The organism is Variovorax sp. 10L421, from assembly GCF_056395365.1.
In genome coordinates, this window is the sequence record NZ_JBFTJJ010000003.1 from 333,840 (window position 1) to 349,657 (window position 15,818).

General features: G+C 63.4%; 24 protein-coding genes and 1 tRNA gene. 23 read left to right on the forward strand and 2 right to left on the reverse strand.

Annotated features, from left to right (window positions below):
- Positions 1-21: 21 nt before the first annotated feature.
- The 5 genes from AC1DFC_RS07815 to AC1DFC_RS07835 all read left to right on the forward strand — a co-directional run bounded on the left by AC1DFC_RS07815 (position 22) and on the right by AC1DFC_RS07835 (position 4,574).
- Entirely contained in the window at positions 22-1,326 is a 1,305-nt protein-coding gene (locus tag AC1DFC_RS07815) for a hypothetical protein (RefSeq protein ID WP_272943555.1), read from the forward strand.
- A 196-nt stretch (positions 1,327-1,522) separates the two neighbouring features.
- Entirely contained in the window at positions 1,523-2,488 is a 966-nt protein-coding gene (locus tag AC1DFC_RS07820; RefSeq protein ID WP_009124794.1) for a LysR substrate-binding domain-containing protein, read from the forward strand.
- 140 nt (positions 2,489-2,628) lie between these two features.
- Entirely contained in the window at positions 2,629-3,204 is a 576-nt protein-coding gene (locus AC1DFC_RS07825) for a Dps family protein (protein WP_009124795.1), read from the forward strand.
- Entirely contained in the window at positions 3,194-4,093 is a 900-nt protein-coding gene (gene ubiA, locus AC1DFC_RS07830; protein WP_478178925.1) for a 4-hydroxybenzoate octaprenyltransferase, read from the forward strand. The genes AC1DFC_RS07825 and ubiA overlap by 11 nt, the downstream gene beginning before the upstream one ends.
- A gap of 10 nt (positions 4,094-4,103) precedes the next feature.
- Complete coding sequence (locus AC1DFC_RS07835) at positions 4,104-4,574, forward strand: MaoC/PaaZ C-terminal domain-containing protein (RefSeq protein WP_413331880.1); 471 nt, start codon at positions 4,104-4,106, stop codon at positions 4,572-4,574.
- Positions 4,575-4,576: 2 nt separating this feature from the next.
- Here AC1DFC_RS07835 and proC read toward each other — a convergent pair whose 3' ends face one another.
- Complete coding sequence (proC, locus tag AC1DFC_RS07840; protein WP_478178926.1) at positions 4,577-5,434, reverse strand: pyrroline-5-carboxylate reductase; 858 nt, start codon at positions 5,432-5,434, stop codon at positions 4,577-4,579.
- Positions 5,431-6,582: an esterase-like activity of phytase family protein gene (locus tag AC1DFC_RS07845; RefSeq protein WP_009124799.1), complete on the reverse strand. Its 1,152-nt coding sequence runs from the start codon at positions 6,580-6,582 to the stop codon at positions 5,431-5,433. Before AC1DFC_RS07845 ends, proC begins: the two co-directional genes overlap by 4 nt.
- A 227-nt stretch (positions 6,583-6,809) precedes the next feature.
- Here AC1DFC_RS07845 and rplN point away from each other — a divergent pair, with 227 nt between their 5' ends.
- The 18 genes from rplN to AC1DFC_RS07935 all read left to right on the forward strand — a co-directional run bounded on the left by rplN (position 6,810) and on the right by AC1DFC_RS07935 (position 15,740).
- Entirely contained in the window at positions 6,810-7,178 is a 369-nt protein-coding gene (gene rplN / locus AC1DFC_RS07850; RefSeq protein WP_009124801.1) for a 50S ribosomal protein L14, read from the forward strand.
- A 13-nt stretch (positions 7,179-7,191) separates the two neighbouring features.
- A complete protein-coding gene (rplX, locus tag AC1DFC_RS07855; protein WP_009124803.1) occupies positions 7,192-7,524 on the forward strand; it encodes a 50S ribosomal protein L24 in 333 nt (110 codons plus the stop codon).
- Between the two features lie 11 nt (positions 7,525-7,535).
- Positions 7,536-8,075, forward strand: coding sequence for a 50S ribosomal protein L5 (gene rplE / locus AC1DFC_RS07860; protein ID WP_009124804.1), 540 nt, complete (start codon positions 7,536-7,538; stop codon positions 8,073-8,075).
- An 8-nt stretch (positions 8,076-8,083) separates the two neighbouring features.
- Complete coding sequence (gene rpsN / locus AC1DFC_RS07865) at positions 8,084-8,389, forward strand: 30S ribosomal protein S14 (protein ID WP_009124806.1); 306 nt, start codon at positions 8,084-8,086, stop codon at positions 8,387-8,389.
- A gap of 20 nt (positions 8,390-8,409) precedes the next feature.
- Positions 8,410-8,805 carry a 30S ribosomal protein S8 gene (gene rpsH, locus AC1DFC_RS07870; RefSeq protein WP_009124808.1) on the forward strand — a complete coding sequence of 132 codons (396 nt, stop codon included), beginning with the start codon at positions 8,410-8,412 and terminating at the stop codon, positions 8,803-8,805.
- A 24-nt stretch (positions 8,806-8,829) separates the two neighbouring features.
- Positions 8,830-9,363 (forward strand): 50S ribosomal protein L6, encoded by a 534-nt coding sequence (gene rplF / locus AC1DFC_RS07875; protein WP_009124809.1) that lies wholly within the window; start codon positions 8,830-8,832, stop codon positions 9,361-9,363.
- Positions 9,364-9,377: 14 nt separating this feature from the next.
- Positions 9,378-9,743, forward strand: a complete 366-nt coding sequence (gene rplR / locus AC1DFC_RS07880) for a 50S ribosomal protein L18 (protein ID WP_042672913.1) — start codon at positions 9,378-9,380, stop codon at positions 9,741-9,743.
- Positions 9,744-9,761: 18 nt separating this feature from the next.
- Positions 9,762-10,280 carry a 30S ribosomal protein S5 gene (gene rpsE, locus AC1DFC_RS07885; protein ID WP_009124813.1) on the forward strand — a complete coding sequence of 173 codons (519 nt, stop codon included), beginning with the start codon at positions 9,762-9,764 and terminating at the stop codon, positions 10,278-10,280.
- 35 nt (positions 10,281-10,315) lie between these two features.
- On the forward strand, positions 10,316-10,501 hold the full coding sequence (gene rpmD, locus AC1DFC_RS07890; protein WP_009124818.1) for a 50S ribosomal protein L30: 186 nt from the start codon (positions 10,316-10,318) through the stop codon (positions 10,499-10,501).
- A gap of 11 nt (positions 10,502-10,512) precedes the next feature.
- The gene (gene rplO, locus AC1DFC_RS07895; protein ID WP_009124820.1) at positions 10,513-10,944 is read left to right on the forward strand and encodes a 50S ribosomal protein L15; all 432 of its coding nucleotides are present in this window, start codon (positions 10,513-10,515) and stop codon (positions 10,942-10,944) included.
- Positions 10,945-10,971: 27 nt separating this feature from the next.
- The gene (gene secY / locus AC1DFC_RS07900) at positions 10,972-12,285 is read left to right on the forward strand and encodes a preprotein translocase subunit SecY (RefSeq protein ID WP_009124822.1); all 1,314 of its coding nucleotides are present in this window, start codon (positions 10,972-10,974) and stop codon (positions 12,283-12,285) included.
- Positions 12,286-12,349: 64 nt separating this feature from the next.
- Entirely contained in the window at positions 12,350-12,463 is a 114-nt protein-coding gene (gene rpmJ, locus AC1DFC_RS07905) for a 50S ribosomal protein L36 (RefSeq protein WP_013544106.1), read from the forward strand.
- 23 nt (positions 12,464-12,486) lie between these two features.
- Complete coding sequence (gene rpsM / locus AC1DFC_RS07910; protein WP_013544105.1) at positions 12,487-12,852, forward strand: 30S ribosomal protein S13; 366 nt, start codon at positions 12,487-12,489, stop codon at positions 12,850-12,852.
- Between the two features lie 12 nt (positions 12,853-12,864).
- Positions 12,865-13,269: a 30S ribosomal protein S11 gene (gene rpsK / locus AC1DFC_RS07915; RefSeq protein WP_009124825.1), complete on the forward strand. Its 405-nt coding sequence runs from the start codon at positions 12,865-12,867 to the stop codon at positions 13,267-13,269.
- Positions 13,270-13,399: 130 nt separating this feature from the next.
- Complete coding sequence (rpsD, locus tag AC1DFC_RS07920; protein ID WP_009124826.1) at positions 13,400-14,023, forward strand: 30S ribosomal protein S4; 624 nt, start codon at positions 13,400-13,402, stop codon at positions 14,021-14,023.
- A 142-nt stretch (positions 14,024-14,165) separates the two neighbouring features.
- Complete coding sequence (locus AC1DFC_RS07925; RefSeq protein WP_009124827.1) at positions 14,166-15,155, forward strand: DNA-directed RNA polymerase subunit alpha; 990 nt, start codon at positions 14,166-14,168, stop codon at positions 15,153-15,155.
- 91 nt (positions 15,156-15,246) lie between these two features.
- A complete protein-coding gene (gene rplQ, locus AC1DFC_RS07930) occupies positions 15,247-15,645 on the forward strand; it encodes a 50S ribosomal protein L17 (protein ID WP_009124828.1) in 399 nt (132 codons plus the stop codon).
- An 18-nt stretch (positions 15,646-15,663) separates the two neighbouring features.
- Positions 15,664-15,740, forward strand: a tRNA-Met gene (locus tag AC1DFC_RS07935).
- Positions 15,741-15,818: the final 78 nt, after the last annotated feature.

Below are 15,818 nucleotides of genomic sequence, written 5' to 3' on the forward strand. Positions count from 1 at the left end.
TCGATTTACCAGACTTCTCTCATGAACATTCTTTCTCAACGATGCGCTTGCGCATTGATGACTTCGCTGCTGCTTTTCGGCTGTGGCGGCGGAGGCGGGGGCGGTAGCGGAGCCGGCGTTGCGCTGGTCGGCAGCCCGACAGGTCAGTCCGGCAGCGGCGGTCCATCCAATGCCGGCCAGAGCGGCAGCCAAGGCGGCAGTGGCAGCACGACTGGCGGTGGTACCCAGGCCGGTGGTGGCACTACGGGCAACCCGGGCGGCGACGCTGCACCCGTTGCGGCGTCGGCCGCCCTGGTCGCGAAGCTTGGCAAGCCCTCTCGCGTGCTGGTTGGCCTGGGCGCCACTTCCATCGACGACATGAAGAGCCAGGACATTCACCCCGACATCGTGGAGCGCTATCTGGTGGGCGTCGGCGCGGGGTCGTGGCCCACGTGGAACAGTCCCGATGGGGCCTACGTCACCTTCTCCGCGCAAGCCGCCGAGGCTTATGGTGCGGTTCCCATGTTCACGCTCTACCAGATGACGGCGAACGGCGAGGGCAATCTGAGCGGCATCAGCGATGCGACCTTCATGGACAAGTACTGGGGGCAGGTCCGGCTGATGTACCAGCGCATCGCGGAATGGGGCAAGCCTGCCCTGGTCAATGTAGAGCCGGACTTCTGGGGCTTCGCCGCGTCGCAGGCGCCTGGTCGCGATCTGACGAAGATGGCCGCCGCCGTGAGCGGCCAGCCGGAATGCAGCACGCTGCCGAACACCGTCGCGGGTCTCGGCCAGTGCTTCGTGCAGATGGGCCGGAAGGTCGCGCCCAAGGCGCTGCTCGGATTCCCGCCCGCCTTCTGGAGCGGTACGCCTGCGGAGATTGCCGCCCAGATGCGCACGGCCGGGGCGAACCAGGCGGACTTCATCGTCGCCCAGACCAGCGACCGTGACGCGGGCTGCAGGGAAGCCGCATCGCCGCCCGCGGAATGCCAGAACGGAAGCGCTCCGTTCTATTGGGACGCGAGCAACAAGACCAGCCCGAACTTCCACGATTCGCAGAAGCAGTATTCGGACTACCGCGCGGCGCTGGGCAACGGCCTGCCGATCCTGTGGTGGCAGACACCGATGGGCGTGCCTTCCGACACGCCCGGCGGCACCGACCAGCACTACCGCGACAACCACGTCGACTACATGCTGCGCAACACCCAGGAATACGGCGACATGCACACCTTCGGGATCGTCTTCAGCGCAGGAGGCAGCCACCAGACCTCGATCAGCACGGATGGCGGTCAGTTCGCGCGTCTTTCAGCGCAGTACCTCGCGGGAAGCGGTGCTGCCTTGAAGTAGCGGTTTCCTGTCGAAAGGGGCCTCTACCGCGCGGTGGTGCTCCATCGACAGGAATGACAGAAGCGGGGGGGAGGCAAGCAGCAAGGCCAATCCCTTGATCTCGTCGACCATATCCGCTTGAAGGGGACTCGTGATGAGCGCTCCTAAAACCCTATACGGTCGGGTCACAAACCCTTGCGCATAATTGACGCAAGCTATGACTCTCACCGAACTCAAATACATCGTCGCGGTGGCCCGCGAACGGCACTTCGGCAAGGCGGCCGAGGCCTGCTACGTTTCCCAGCCGACCCTGTCGGTCGCCATCAAGAAGCTCGAGGACGAGCTCGAAGTCAAGCTCTTCGAGCGCAGCGCCGGCGAAGTGACCGTCACGCCGCTCGGCGAGCAGATCGTGCAGCAGGCCCAGAGCGTGCTCGACCAGGCGGCCAGCATCAAGGAGATCGCCAAGCGCGGCAAGGACCCGCTGGCCGGTCCGCTGAACCTGGGCGTGATCTACACCATCGGGCCGTACCTGCTGCCCGACCTCGTGCGGCAGGTGATCGCGCGCACGCCGCAGATGCCGCTGGTGCTGCAGGAGAACTTCACCGTCAAGCTGCTCGAGATGCTGCGCGCCGGCGAGATCGACTGCGCCATCATGGCCGAGCCCTTTCCCGACACCGGCCTCGCGATGGCGCCGCTGTACGACGAGCCCTTCATGGCGGCTCTGCCCAACAAGCACAAGTTGGCCGACCGCGAATCGATCACCTCGGAAGAACTGCAGAGCGAGACCATGCTGCTGCTGGGCACCGGCCACTGTTTTCGCGACCACGTGCTGGAGGTGTGCCCGGAGTTCGCGCGCTTCTCCAGCAATGCCGAGGGCATCCGCAAGAGCTTCGAAGGCTCGTCGCTGGAGACCATCAAGCACATGGTGGCCTCGGGCATGGGCGTGACGCTGGTGCCGCGCCTGTCGGTGCCTGCCGATGCACTCAAGCCCAAGCTCAAGGGCCGCAAGGAACTCGAGCAGATGGTGCGCTACCTGCCGGTGCGCGACGCGCAGGACCGCGACCCGCCCACGCGCCGCGTGGTGCTCGCATGGCGGCGCACCTTCACGCGCTACGAGGCGATCGCGGCGCTGCGCAACGCGATCTATGCCTGCGAGCTGCCGGGCGTGAAGCGCCTTTCGTAGCAGCATTTGCGGGGTCGGCCTGCGCGCCGGCCGTTCTGAATCGTTGATCGCTGAGATAGAGTGGCGCTGTTGCGAAGCCGCATGCCGGCTTTCAGAATCGGGGTGTCCACTCCTCCCAATTTGAAGAAAGACTTCCCGCCATGGCCAAAGCCTCGAAGAAATCGTCGTCCGCCTCCTCCGCCGGCAAGGTGCCCAAGAAGGGCGGCACGGTGGTCGCGCAGGAGTCGGGCAGCCGCAATGCGCCGATCATCAACATCGGCATCGAGCGCCAGGACCGCGCCGCCATCGCCGAAGGCCTGAGCCGCGTGCTGGCCGACACCTACACGCTCTACCTCACCACGCACAATTTCCACTGGAACGTGACCGGCCCGCACTTCAACTCGCTGCATGCGATGTTCATGGGCCAGTACACCGAGTTGTGGGGCGCGACCGACGTGCTGGCCGAGCGCATCCGCGCGCTGGGCCACTATGCGCCGGGCTCGTACGCCGAGTTCAGCAAGATCGCCACCGTGCCCGACGTGCCGCAGACCCCGCCCAAGGCGATGGAGATGGTGCGCATCCTGGTGAAGGGCCACGAAACCGTGTCGCGCATCGCGCGCGAATTCATTCCGGTCGCCGAAGAAGCAGGCGACGACCCGACGGCCGACATGCTGACCGCGCGCTGCACGGTGCACGATCAGACGGCCTGGATGCTGCGTTCGCTCCTTGAAGACTGAGTCCGCTCCCCCCACCACCGCGCCCGCGCCCCCTCGCGGGCGTTTTGCGTTGTACCTCGACCTGATCCGCTGGAACCGTCCGGCGGGTTGGCTGCTGCTGCTGTGGCCCACGCTGGGCGCGCTCTGGTTCGCGGCGGGCGGCTGGCCCGGCTGGCACCTGCTGGTGGTATTCACGCTCGGCACCTTCCTCATGCGCAGCGCGGGCTGCTGCGTCAACGACGTGGCCGACCGCGACTTCGACCGCCATGTGAAGCGCACGGCGCAGCGGCCCGTCACCAGCGGCGCGATGTCGGTCAAGGAGGCGCTGGGGCTGGGCGTGGTGCTGGCGCTGGCGGCCTTCGGGCTGGTGCTCACGACCAACCGCACGACGGTGCTGTGGTCGTTCGCGGCATTGGCCATCACGCTGATCTACCCGTTCGCCAAGCGCTTCGTCTCGGTTCCGCAGGCGGTGCTGGGCATTGCCTTCAGCTTCGGTATTCCGATGGCCTTCGCGGCGGTGCAGTCCGCCGTGCCGGTCTTCGCCGCGTGGCTGCTGGCGGGCAACCTGTTCTGGGTGCTGGCCTACGACACCGAGTACGCGATGGTCGACCGCGACGACGACCTCAAGATCGGCATGAAGACCTCAGCCATCACCTTCGGCCGCTTCGATGTGGCGGCGGTGATGGCGAGCTACGCGATCTTCCTCGCAGTCTGGACCTGGGCCGGCGCGAGCAACTCGCTGGGCACGCTGTTCTACGCCGGCATCGCCGCGGCCGCGGTGCAGGCGCTGTGGCACTGGCGGCTGATCCGCGAGCGCACGCGCGAGGGCTGCTTCAAGGCCTTCCGCCTGAACCATTGGCTGGGCTTCACGGTGTTCGCCGGCATCGTGGCCGGCTACGCCGTCCGCTGAGAGTGCGCGCATGCTGGAACAGTTGAAGCGAAAGATCGGCCAGGAGGGCTTCTCCGGATGGCACTTCATCACGCAGGAGATGGTCCAGCGCTATTCGGAGCTGTCAGGCGACGGCGAAGGCGAGTGGATCCATCTCGATCCCGAGCGCGCGGCACGCGAGGCGGACTACGGCGGCACTATCGTGCAAGGCTTCTTCCAGGTCTCGCACCTGGTCCGGCTGACCGGCGAGGCCATGCGCACGCTGCTGCCCTTCGATTCGAATTACGCGCTGAACTACGGCTTCGACCGCCTGCGCTTCGTGCGGCCGATGCCGGTGGGCGCGCGCTTCCGGGCGCGCGTGCGCATCGTGGACGTGACGCCCAAGCCCGGCGACAGCTTCATGGTGAAGGAGGAGGTGCTGCTCGAGCTGGAAGACGGCACCGTCACGCTGGCCGCCGAGTGGCTGTTCTTCCTCGGGCCCGGCGCGCTGCCGCCGGCCTGAAATCAGCCGCGGCCGAATTCCTCGCCCAGTTCGGCGGCGCGCTTCTGCGCGGCGCGGATCGCGGTCTTGAACTGCGCCTTCACGTCGGCCTGCTGCAGCGCGGTGATGGCCGCGTACGTGGTGCCACCCTTGGAGGTCACGCGCTCGCGCAGCACCGACGGCGGTTCGGTTGCGCTGTGCGCCAGCGCCGAGGCGCCGGTGAAGGTGCCGATCGCCAGCCGCTGGGCCTGCTCGGGCGTCAGGCCCATCTCGACGCCGGCTTCGGTCATCGCCTCGATGAAATAGAAGACGTACGCCGGGCCCGAGCCTGACATGGCGGTCACGGCGTCGAGTGCCGATTCGGCGTCGACCCAGATCAGCTCGCCGGTCGGCGCCAGCAGCTGCCCGACCAGCGAGCGGTCGGCCCCTTCGACGCCGGGTCGGGCGTACAGGCCCGTCATGCCTTTGCCCACGAGTGCCGGCGTGTTGGGCATGGCGCGCACCACGCGCTCCGTTCCGAGCCAGCGGGCGATGCTGTCGGACGGGATGCCCGCGGCCACGCTCAGGTGCAGCGCGTCTTCAGTGAAGCCGCGCACCGGACGGGCTGCTTCGGCAAAGGCCTGGGGCTTGACTGCCCACACCACCACCCCGCAGCGCGACAGCGCCTCGCCCGCGTCGGCCTTCGCGGCGATGCCGAAGGACTGGGCCAGCTTGGTGCGGGCCTCCTCGAAGGGCTCGACCACCTCGAACGCATCCGCCGGGGTGCCTTGCTGGATCAGGCCGCCAATGATGGCGCTGGCCATGTTGCCGCCTCCGATGAAGGCGACGGGGGGCAGCGGCGCGGGGCCGGTGCGGGGCAGGAAGGTCACGGCGATGGTCATGGTCGGTCGGCGTATTCGAAGGCGGCGAACTGGGTGATTTGAAGCGGATTGAAATTGTCGTCGCTCACGACGACCAGCATGCGCTTGCCATCGGGCAGGGGTGGTCCCCAGCACATGCCCTCGGTGTTGTCGAGGCGTGACAGGCCGAGCGCGGCGAAGTCGGCCACCAGGGTCTTGGCCGCCGGCCGGTGGTTGCCCGGCGCCAGTGCGTCGATGGCGAGCACATCGCTGGCGGCACGGGTGTCGATTTCATACAGGCGCAGCGAATTGCCGGCGCCGGTGGCGTAGGCGCGCTCCAGCACCAGCATGCGGTCCGCATCGAGCATCAGGATCTCGCTCACGCCGTTGTCGGCGTAGCTGCCGGGAATCAGCGGGCGCAGGGGGATGGCGTCGGGAACGTAGGCGATCTGGCGGTCGGCCTGGCCGGTTTCCAGATCGATCCGGGTGAAGCGGCAAGGCCCGCCTGGGGCGCCGGTGGTGGGCTCGGGGCCGTCCTGGATCAGGGCGTTTTCCATGCCGAGCCAGGCGAAGCGGCCATCGGGCGTGAGGGCCAGTCCTTCGAGCGTCAGGTTGTCGCGCGGGCCGCGGCGCTGGGCGGGGTCGGGCCTGAACATGGCCGGAAGGGAGAATTCACGCAGAAAGCGGCCGTCGCGAGCCGACTCGTACAGCGCCGGGCCGAAGCCGCGGGCGATGTCGCCCTCGCTGGTCCACAGCAAGGTGTTGGTTGCAGGCCGCAGCCGCAATGCCTCGGGGTCGGGAACCGGAAGTCCCTCGACCGCCCGGCGCCTGTTGGGCCAGGGGCCGCCGCCGGGGCGTTGCAGCTGCACCACGCCGAGGGGCTCGGGGCGCGCGGCCTGCGGCTGGGGCCATCGGGCGATGTAGTAGCGCACAGGCGCGAGGTCCGATCGATCATCGCTGATAAGCAGGTACTCACCTCGGATTGGGTCGTAGTCGATGCCCGAGAGACCTCCGGCCACGGTGCCCTCTATATCGAAGCGGTGCGCCCAGCGGGCCTCCGCGATGCGCCGCAGCCGGCCGGGGTCCGGGTTCGGCGCGGCACTCTGGCAGCCGGCCAGGCCCAGCGCCAGCAGGCCGGCCGCGCCCGCCAGCACGCGCCGACGCTTCGGCTGGGGAAGGTAGGAATTCAAGGCGTCGCGCACCGCCTGGAGTCTAGTACCAGCGCGCGGTGATGTAATGGGGTTGTTGACATCGGCAGTAGTGCGTGCCACAATCGCTGGCTTCGCTTTCAAAAGGCGAAGCTTTCAGCCCAAAGCGGAAGTGCCTCGAGTGGTTCGAGGCATGGACGACGGGCCCAAGACTGACCGCGGTGCCTCCCTCCTGGATGCACATCGGTACAAGTTGGGAATATCAAGAAATGATCCAAACTGAATCCCGGCTCGAAGTGGCCGACAACACGGGCGCGAAATCCGTCCTGTGTATCAAGGTGCTCGGTGGCTCCAAGCGGCGTTATGCCAGCGTGGGCGACGTCATCAAGGTCAGCATCAAGGAAGCCGCTCCACGTGGTCGCGTCAAGAAGGGCGAGATCTATAGTGCAGTGGTGGTCCGTACCGCCAAGGGCATCCGTCGCGCCGACGGTTCGCTCGTCAAGTTCGACGGCAATGCCGCCGTGCTGCTCAACGCCAAGCTGGAGCCCATCGGCACCCGCATCTTCGGACCGGTCACGCGCGAACTGCGCACCGAGAAGTTCATGAAGATCGTGTCGCTGGCACCCGAAGTTCTGTAAGGACAACAACGCCATGAACAAGATTCGCAAAGGCGACCAGGTCATCGTGTTGGCCGGTCGTGACAAGGGCAAGCGGGGCGTCATCTCGCTGCGCAAGGATGACTCGCACGTCGTCATCGAAGGCCTGAACCTCGTCAAGAAGCACACCAAGCCGAACCCGCTCAAGGGTACGACCGGTGGCATCGTCGAGAAGTCCATGCCCATTCACCAATCCAACGTGGCGATCTTCAATGCCGCGACCGGCAAGGCCGATCGCGTGGGCATCAAGATCACCCAGGGTGCCGACGGCAAGCGCGTGGCTGTTCGCGTCTTCAAGTCGAGCGGCGACGAAATCAAGTTCGCCTAAGAGGTACTCACATGGCACGTCTCCAACAACACTATCGCGAAAAGATCGCGAAAGACCTGACGGAAAAGTTCGGCTACAAGTCGCCGATGCAGGTTCCGCGCCTCACCAAGATCACGCTCAACATGGGCGTGGGTGAAGCAGTCGCCGACAAGAAGGTTCTCGACAACGCTGTCGCCGACCTGACCAAGATCGCTGGCCAGAAGCCCGTGGTGACCAAGTCGAAGAAGGCCATTGCCGGCTTCAAGATTCGCGAAATGCAACCGATCGGCTGCATGGTCACGCTGCGCGGCGTTCAGATGTATGAATTCCTGGACCGTTTCGTGACCATCGCGCTGCCGCGCGTTCGTGACTTCCGCGGTATTTCGGGTCGTGCCTTCGACGGTCGTGGCAATTACAACATCGGCGTCAAGGAACAGATCATTTTCCCTGAGATCGAGTACGACAAGGTCGACGCCCTGCGCGGTCTCAATATCAGCATCACGACGACGGCCAAGACCGACGAAGAAGCCAAGGCTCTTCTTGCTGGTTTCCGTTTCCCGTTCAAGAACTGAGGCGAATCATGGCAAAACAATCCCTGATCCAGCGCGAACTCAAGCGCGACAAGTTGGTTGCCAAGTTCGCTGCGAAGCACGCGGAACTGAAGGCGATCTCCAACGACGTGAAGAAGACCGACGAAGAGCGCGCTGCTGCCCGCCTGGGCCTGCAGAAGCTCCCGCGCAACGCGAACCCCACGCGTCAGCGCAACCGTTGCGAAATCACTGGTCGCCCCCGTGGCACCTTCCGTCAATTCGGTCTGGCTCGCGCCAAGATCCGTGAACTGGCCTTCGCTGGCGACATCCCCGGTGTCACCAAGGCCAGCTGGTAAGCCAGGCAGGAGCAAACAACATGAGCATGAGTGATCCCATTGCCGACCTGCTGACGCGTATCCGTAACGCGCAGATGGTGGCGAAGCCCACCGTGTCGGTCCCGTCTTCCAAGGTGAAGGTCGCGATCGCACAAGTCCTGAAGGACGAAGGCTACATCGACGGCTTCCAGGTCAAGACCGAAGCCGGCAAGAGCGAACTTGAAATTGTTCTGAAGTACTACGCTGGCCGTCCGGTCATCGAGCGCATCGAGCGCGTGAGCCGCCCCGGCCTGCGCGTCTACAAGGCAAGCTCGTCCATTCCGCAAGTCCAGAACGGCCTCGGCGTTGCGATCGTCACGACCCCCCAGGGCGTGATGACCGACCGCAAGGCGCGCGCCACCGGTGTCGGCGGCGAAGTTCTGTGCTACGTCGCCTAACCGAGACATCGAGGAGTCACTGAAATGTCCCGAGTAGGAAAAATGCCGATCACCATCCCCGCTGGCGTGGATGTGTCGATCAAGGAAGACCAGATCAGCGTCAAGGGCACGGGCGGCACGCTCAACCTCGCGCGCAATGCACTGGTCAAGATCGTCAGCAATGACGGCAAGCTGAATTTCGAACCCGCCAACGAATCGCGTGAAGCGAATGCGATGAGCGGCACGATCCGCCAGCTGGTGAACAACATGGTGGTTGGCGTGACCAAGGGCTTCGAGAAGAAGCTCAACCTGGTCGGCGTCGGCTACAAGGCTGCAGCCTCCAACAACAAGTTGAACCTGCAAGTCGGTTACTCGCACCCGGTCAACATCGACATGCCTCAAGGCATCACGGTGGCCACCGCGACCCCGACCGAAATCGTGATCAAGGGTGCTGACCGTCAGCGCGTTGGTCAAATCGCCGCTGAGATCCGCGCTGTTCGTCCGCCTGAGCCTTACAAGGGCAAGGGCATCCGTTATTCGGACGAGAAGATCGTGATCAAAGAGACCAAGAAGAAGTAAGGGGCAGCAAAATGATGTTGACCAAAAAAGCACAGCGTCTTCGCCGCTCGCGCCAGACCCGCATCCGCATCGCGACGCAGGGCGTGGCCCGTCTGACGGTGAACCGCACCAACCTGCACATCTACGCCACCGTCATCTCCGACGACGGCACCAAGGTGATTGCAACCGCATCGACGGCCGAAGCCGAAGTGCGTACCTCGCTCGGCGGTTCGGGCAAGGGCGGCAATGCCGCTGCTGCGACCGCCGTCGGCAAGCGCATCGCTGAAAAGGCGAAGGCTGCCGGCGTCGAGAAGGTCGCCTTCGACCGCGCAGGTTTTGCGTACCACGGCCGCGTCAAGGCGCTGGCCGAGGCGGCTCGCGAAGCCGGTCTGCAGTTCTAACCGGACACGAGATTCAAAATGGCAAAGATTCAAGCAAGAACGCAGAACGAAGGCCCTGAAGACGGTTTGCGCGAGAAGATGATCGCGATCAACCGCGTCACCAAGGTGGTGAAGGGTGGTCGTATCCTCGGTTTCGCAGCACTCACCGTCGTGGGCGACGGCGACGGCCGCGTCGGCATGGGCAAGGGCAAGTCGAAGGAAGTGCCTGCTGCAGTGCAGAAGGCAATGGAAGAAGCCCGTCGCAACCTGTTCAAGGCTCCGATCAAGAACGGCACGCTGCATCACCGCGTGACGGGTCACCATGGCGCCGCTTCGGTCGTCATGATCCCCGCCCCGAAGGGTACTGGCATCATCGCCGGCGGCCCGATGCGCGCCGTGTTCGAAGTCATGGGCATCACCGACATCGTGGCCAAGAGCCATGGTTCGTCGAACCCCTACAACATGGTTCGCGCCACGCTCGACGGGTTGAAGAACTCGACGACCGCGTCCGATGTGGCTGCCAAGCGCGGCCTGACCGTCGAAGAAATCTTCGCCTGAGCGCAAGCTCTCGCAAGGCTGAAGGAAGCATTCAAATGACGACGCAACAACAAACCCTCAAGGTGCAACTGGTCAAGAGCCCGATTGGCACCAAGGAATCGCATCGCGCGACCGTGCGTGGCCTCGGCCTGCGCAAGCTCAACAGCGTGAGCGAGCTGCAGGACACCCCGGCGGTGCGCGGCATGATCAACAAGATCAGTTATCTGGTCAAGGTTCTGTAAGAGAGACTGATATGGAACTCAATGGCATCAAGCCGGCAGCCGGCGCCAAGCACGCGAAGCGTCGCGTCGGCCGCGGTATCGGCTCCGGCATCGGCAAGACCGCAGGCCGCGGTCACAAGGGTCAGAAGTCGCGCGCAGGCGGTTTCCACAAGGTCGGCTTCGAAGGCGGTCAAATGCCGCTGCAGCGTCGCCTGCCGAAGCGTGGCTTCAAGTCGCACCTGCTGAAGTTCAACGCCGAAGTCACGCTGACTGCCCTCGAGCAGCTCGGTCTGGCTGAAGTGGATGTCCTGGCGCTGAAGCAAGCCGGCCTCGTGGGCCAGCTCGCCAAGGTCGTCAAGGTCGTCAAGACCGGTGAACTCACCAAGGCCGTCAAGCTGACGGGCGTGGGCGCAACGGCTGGCGCCAAGGCTGCTATCGAAGCGGCCGGCGGCAGCATCGCCTGATCACCATCGGACTGAAAGAAGTTCTTCGTGGCAACTAACGCGGCAACGATCGCAAAAACAGGCAAGTTCGGCGACCTCCGTCGTCGGCTCGTCTTTTTGCTGCTCGCGCTCGTGGTCTACCGGATTGGCGCGCACATTCCTGTGCCGGGTATCAACCCGGACCAGCTGGCGGCGTTGTTCCAGGGCCAGCAGGGCGGCATTCTGAGCCTGTTCAACATGTTCTCGGGCGGTGCGCTGTCGCGCTTCACCGTGTTCGCGTTGGGGATCATGCCGTACATCTCGGCGTCGATCATCATGCAGCTGATGACCTACGTGCTTCCGACCTTCGAGCAATTGAAGAAGGAAGGCGAGGCCGGCCGCCGCAAGATCACGCAGTACACGCGCTACGGCGCGCTGGGTCTGGCACTGTTCCAGTCGTTCAGCATCGCAGTGGCCCTCGAGTCGTCGGCCGGTCTGGTCATCGCCCCCGGTTTCGGCTTCCGCCTGACCGCCATGGTGAGCCTGACGGCAGGTTCGATGTTCCTGATGTGGCTCGGCGAACAGATCACCGAGCGCGGCCTGGGCAACGGTATCTCGATCCTGATCTTTGCAGGTATCGCGGCCGGTTTGCCCAACGCCATCGGCGGCCTGGCTTCGCTGGTGACGACCGGTGCGATGAATCCGATCATTGCGCTCTTCATCATCGCTGTCGTGGTACTGGTCACCTACTTCGTGGTGTTCGTGGAACGCGGCCAGCGCAAGATCCTCGTGAACTATGCGCGGCGCCAGGTCGGCAACAAGGTCTACGGCGGCCAATCGTCGCACCTGCCCTTGAAGCTGAACATGGCCGGTGTGATTCCGCCGATCTTCGCTTCGTCGATCATCCTGCTGCCCGCAACGGTGGTTGGCTGGTTCAGCACCGGTGAAGGCGGTTTCCGCTGGATCAAGGACGTTGCCGGTGCACTGCGTCCTGGCGAGCCGATCTACGTGCTGTTGTATGCTGCCGCGATCGTTTTCTTCTGCTTCTTCTACACGGCACTCGTGTTCAACAGCAAGGAAACGGCCGACAACCTGAAGAAGAGTGGTGCATTCATTCCTGGCATTCGCCCGGGTGACCAGACCGCTCGCTATATCGACAAGATTCTGGTTCGCCTGACGTTGGCCGGCGCGGTGTACATCACCTTCGTCTGCCTGCTGCCCGAGTTCCTGATCCTGAAGTACAACGTGCCGTTCTACTTCGGTGGTACCTCCCTGCTGATCATCGTGGTCGTCACGATGGACTTCATGGCCCAGGTGCAAAACTACATGATGTCCCAGCAGTACGAATCGCTGCTGAAGAAGGCGAACTTCAAGACATCGTAGGGCTGTGTTGCAGTATTGAGTCCGGGCGGTAGACCGCCACGTTAAACAGTTTTAGGAGAATGAAATGAGAGTTTCGGCTTCGGTCAAAACCATCTGCCGTAATTGCAAGGTCATCCGCCGTAAAGGTGTGGTGCGTGTGATTTGCACCGACCCGCGCCACAAGCAGCGCCAGGGTTGATTGAAGAGTATTAGAGGACGCACATGGCACGTATTGCTGGCATCAACATCCCGCCGCACAAGCACGCTGAAATCGGCCTGACCGCCATCTTCGGCATCGGTCGCACCCGCGCCCGTCAGATCTGCGAAGCGAGCGGCATCGAATATTCGAAGAAGATCAAGGATCTGACCGACGCCGATCTCGAGAAGATCCGCGACCAGATCGCTCTGTTCACCATCGAAGGCGATCTGCGTCGCGAGACGACGATGAACATCAAGCGTTTGATGGACATCGGCTGCTATCGCGGCTTCCGTCACCGTCGCGGCCTGCCGATGCGCGGCCAGCGCACGCGCACCAATGCCCGCACCCGCAAGGGTCCGCGCAAGGCAGCGCAGTCCCTGAAGAAATAAGGATAGACAAGCATGGCTAAAGCACCTGCAAACAACGCCGCACAGCGCGTTCGCAAGAAGGTTCGCAAGAACGTTGCGGACGGCATCGCCCACGTGCATGCCTCGTTCAACAACACCATCATCACGATCACCGATCGCCAGGGCAACGCCCTGTCGTGGGCTTCGTCGGGTGGCCAGGGCTTCAAGGGCTCGCGCAAGTCGACCCCGTTCGCTGCGCAGGTCGCTTCCGAAGTGGCCGGCCGTGCTGCTGTCGAACAAGGTATCAAGAACCTCGACGTCGAGATCAAGGGCCCGGGCCCCGGTCGCGAATCGTCGGTGCGCGCACTGGCTGCGCTCGGCATCCGGATCAATTCCATTGCCGACGTGACGCCCGTTCCGCACAACGGCTGCCGTCCCCAGAAGCGTCGCCGCATCTGATCGTCAGTCCGCAAGGCGCAGCCGGCTTTGAATAGCGGCTGCGCATTTGTTTTTTATCTAAGCCCACCGCCACTCGCGTTTCGCAAGTGGCTCCCGCAGGCTACTGCGGCAGATACACAAAGGAAGAATCGTGGCACGTTACCTCGGCCCCAAGGCCAAACTTTCCCGCCGTGAAGGCACCGACCTGTTCCTGAAGAGCGCCCGCCGTTCGATCCAGGACAAGGCCAAGTTCGACTCCAAGCCCGGCCAGCACGGTCGCACCTCGGGTCAGCGCACTTCCGACTACGGCCTGCAACTGCGTGAAAAGCAGAAGGTCAAGCGCATGTACGGCGTGCTCGAAAAGCAATTCCGCCGCTACTTCGAAGAAGCCGATCGTCGCCGTGGCAACACCGGCGCCAACCTGCTGTTCATCCTCGAATCGCGCCTGGACAACGTCGTCTACCGCATGGGCTTCGGCTCGACCCGCGCTGAAGCACGCCAGCTCGTGTCGCACAAGGCGATCACGGTGAACGGCCAGTCGGTCAACATCCCGTCGTACCTGGTCAAGACCGGTGACGTGATCGCCGTGCGCGACAAGTCCAAGAAGCAGAACCGCATTGTCGAAGCGCTGCAACTCGCCCAGCAAGTCGGTATCCCGGCTTGGGTCGATGTGAATGCCGACAAGGCCGAAGGCACGTTCAAGAAGGTGCCCGATCGCGACGAATTCGCAGCCGACATCAACGAATCGCTGATCGTCGAACTGTATTCGCGTTGATTTTTTCTACCCGCACCCGCCCTTCGGCGCGTGCGGGAGATTGTTATTGTTGTTCACGTTCCTGCTCCGCGCTTCGTCGCGGATCAGGTGCTTCACCAGCCTTACCGGTGTAACGAGCCGGGGGTATTGAGAGGAAGTCTGCATGCAAACCACCCTGCTGAAACCCAAGACCATCCAGGTCGAGCAACTTGCGGCCAACAAGGCCAAGGTGACGCTCGAGCCTTTCGAGCGCGGCTATGGCCACACGCTCGGCAACGCGCTGCGTCGCGTTCTGCTGTCGTCCATGGTGGGCTACTCGGCCACCGAAGTCACGATCGCCGGCGTTCTGCATGAGTACTCGTCGATCGACGGCGTGCAGGAAGATGTCGTCAACATCCTGCTGAATCTCAAGGGCGTGGTGTTCAAGCTCCACAACCGCGACGAAGTCACGCTGAGCCTGCGCAAGGACGGCGAAGGTCCGGTCCTGGCATCGGACATCCAGACCCCGCACGACGTCGAGATCATCAACCCCGACCACGTGATCGCGCACCTGTCGCAAGGCGGCAAGCTCGACATGCAGATCAAGGTTGAAAAGGGCCGCGGCTACGTGCCCGGCACGATGCGCCGCTACGCCGACGAGCCGACCAAGTCGATCGGCCGCATCGTCCTGGACGCCTCGTTCTCGCCGGTCAAGCGCGTGAGCTACACGGTCGAAAGCGCCCGTGTCGAACAGCGTACCGACCTGGACAAGCTGCTGGTCGAAATCGAGACCAACGGTGCGATCACCGCCGAAGATGCCGTGCGCGCTTCGGCTAAAATCCTGGTCGAACAGCTCGCCGTGTTTGCGCAACTCGAAGGCGGCGAACTCGCTGCATTCGATGCACCCGCACCGCGCAGCGCACAGCAATTCGATCCGATCCTGCTGCGCCCTGTCGACGAACTCGAACTGACGGTGCGTTCGGCCAACTGCCTGAAGGCCGAAAACATCTACTACATCGGTGATCTGATCCAGCGCACCGAAAACGAGCTGCTCAAGACCCCGAACCTGGGTCGCAAGTCGCTCAACGAAATCAAGGAAGTGCTCGCCTCGCGCGGCCTGACCTTGGGCATGAAGCTCGAAAGCTGGCCGCCGGCCGGTCTCGACAAGCGTTGATTTGAATTTTTGAATTTGGCCCCTGAAAGGGCCAGTGCACCGGGCAGTACCTGACACGGCTGCCTGTTTTTATAAAGTAAAGGAAAGCACCATGCGTCACGGACACGGACTCCGCAAACTCAACCGCACCAGCTCGCACCGCCTCGCGATGCTGCAGAACATGATGAATTCGCTCATCGAGCACGAAGTCATCAAGACCACGGTCCCCAAGGCCAAGGAACTGCGCCGCGTCATCGAACCGATGATCACGCTCGCCAAGAAGCCCACGCTCGCCAACAAGCGCCTGGCCTTCGACCGCCTGCGCAGCCGCGACAGCGTCGTCAAGCTCTTCGGCGAACTCGGCCCGCGTTTCGCAGCGCGTCCGGGCGGCTACACCCGCATCCTGAAGATGGGTTTCCGCGTGGGCGACAATGCCCCGATGGCGCTCGTCGAACTGGTCGACCGTGCTGAAATTAAAGAAGAAGCAGCCGAGCAAAGCGCTGCAGAATAAGTTATAATTTTATCTTGCCGCGCGATGGAGCAGCCTGGTAGCTCGTTGGGCTCATAACCCAAAGGTCGCAAGTTCAAATCTTGCTCGCGCAACCAATTTAAAAGGCCCTTTGAATTTCAAAGGGCCTTTTTTTCTTTTGTCGGTGAATTAAAAAATGCCCTCTCGAAGAGGGC

Excerpts from the sequence above, each read along its gene's own strand:
- AC1DFC_RS07820 (WP_009124794.1), top strand. The coding sequence starts at position 1,523 with ATGACTCTCACCGAACTCAAATACATCGTCGCGGTGGCCCGCGAACGG.
- rplX (WP_009124803.1), top strand. The coding sequence starts at position 7,192 with ATGAACAAGATTCGCAAAGGCGACCAGGTCATCGTGTTGGCCGGTCGT.
- AC1DFC_RS07925 (WP_009124827.1), top strand. The coding sequence starts at position 14,166 with ATGCAAACCACCCTGCTGAAACCCAAGACCATCCAGGTCGAGCAACTT.
- proC (WP_478178926.1), bottom strand. The coding sequence starts at position 5,434 with ATGACCATCGCCGTGACCTTCCTGCCCCGCACCGGCCCCGCGCCGCTG.
- rplE (WP_009124804.1), top strand. The coding sequence starts at position 7,536 with ATGGCACGTCTCCAACAACACTATCGCGAAAAGATCGCGAAAGACCTG.
- rplQ (WP_009124828.1), top strand. The coding sequence starts at position 15,247 with ATGCGTCACGGACACGGACTCCGCAAACTCAACCGCACCAGCTCGCAC.
- AC1DFC_RS07835 (WP_413331880.1), top strand. The coding sequence starts at position 4,104 with ATGCTGGAACAGTTGAAGCGAAAGATCGGCCAGGAGGGCTTCTCCGGA.
- AC1DFC_RS07815 (WP_272943555.1), top strand. The coding sequence starts at position 22 with ATGAACATTCTTTCTCAACGATGCGCTTGCGCATTGATGACTTCGCTG.
- rplN (WP_009124801.1), top strand. The coding sequence starts at position 6,810 with ATGATCCAAACTGAATCCCGGCTCGAAGTGGCCGACAACACGGGCGCG.
- rpsK (WP_009124825.1), top strand. The coding sequence starts at position 12,865 with ATGGCTAAAGCACCTGCAAACAACGCCGCACAGCGCGTTCGCAAGAAG.
- rpsE (WP_009124813.1), top strand. The coding sequence starts at position 9,762 with ATGGCAAAGATTCAAGCAAGAACGCAGAACGAAGGCCCTGAAGACGGT.
- AC1DFC_RS07825 (WP_009124795.1), top strand. The coding sequence starts at position 2,629 with ATGGCCAAAGCCTCGAAGAAATCGTCGTCCGCCTCCTCCGCCGGCAAG.
- rpsM (WP_013544105.1), top strand. The coding sequence starts at position 12,487 with ATGGCACGTATTGCTGGCATCAACATCCCGCCGCACAAGCACGCTGAA.
- rpsN (WP_009124806.1), top strand. The coding sequence starts at position 8,084 with ATGGCAAAACAATCCCTGATCCAGCGCGAACTCAAGCGCGACAAGTTG.
- rplO (WP_009124820.1), top strand. The coding sequence starts at position 10,513 with ATGGAACTCAATGGCATCAAGCCGGCAGCCGGCGCCAAGCACGCGAAG.
- rpsH (WP_009124808.1), top strand. The coding sequence starts at position 8,410 with ATGAGCATGAGTGATCCCATTGCCGACCTGCTGACGCGTATCCGTAAC.
- rplF (WP_009124809.1), top strand. The coding sequence starts at position 8,830 with ATGTCCCGAGTAGGAAAAATGCCGATCACCATCCCCGCTGGCGTGGAT.
- rpmD (WP_009124818.1), top strand. The coding sequence starts at position 10,316 with ATGACGACGCAACAACAAACCCTCAAGGTGCAACTGGTCAAGAGCCCG.
- rplR (WP_042672913.1), top strand. The coding sequence starts at position 9,378 with ATGTTGACCAAAAAAGCACAGCGTCTTCGCCGCTCGCGCCAGACCCGC.
- rpmJ (WP_013544106.1), top strand. The coding sequence starts at position 12,350 with ATGAGAGTTTCGGCTTCGGTCAAAACCATCTGCCGTAATTGCAAGGTC.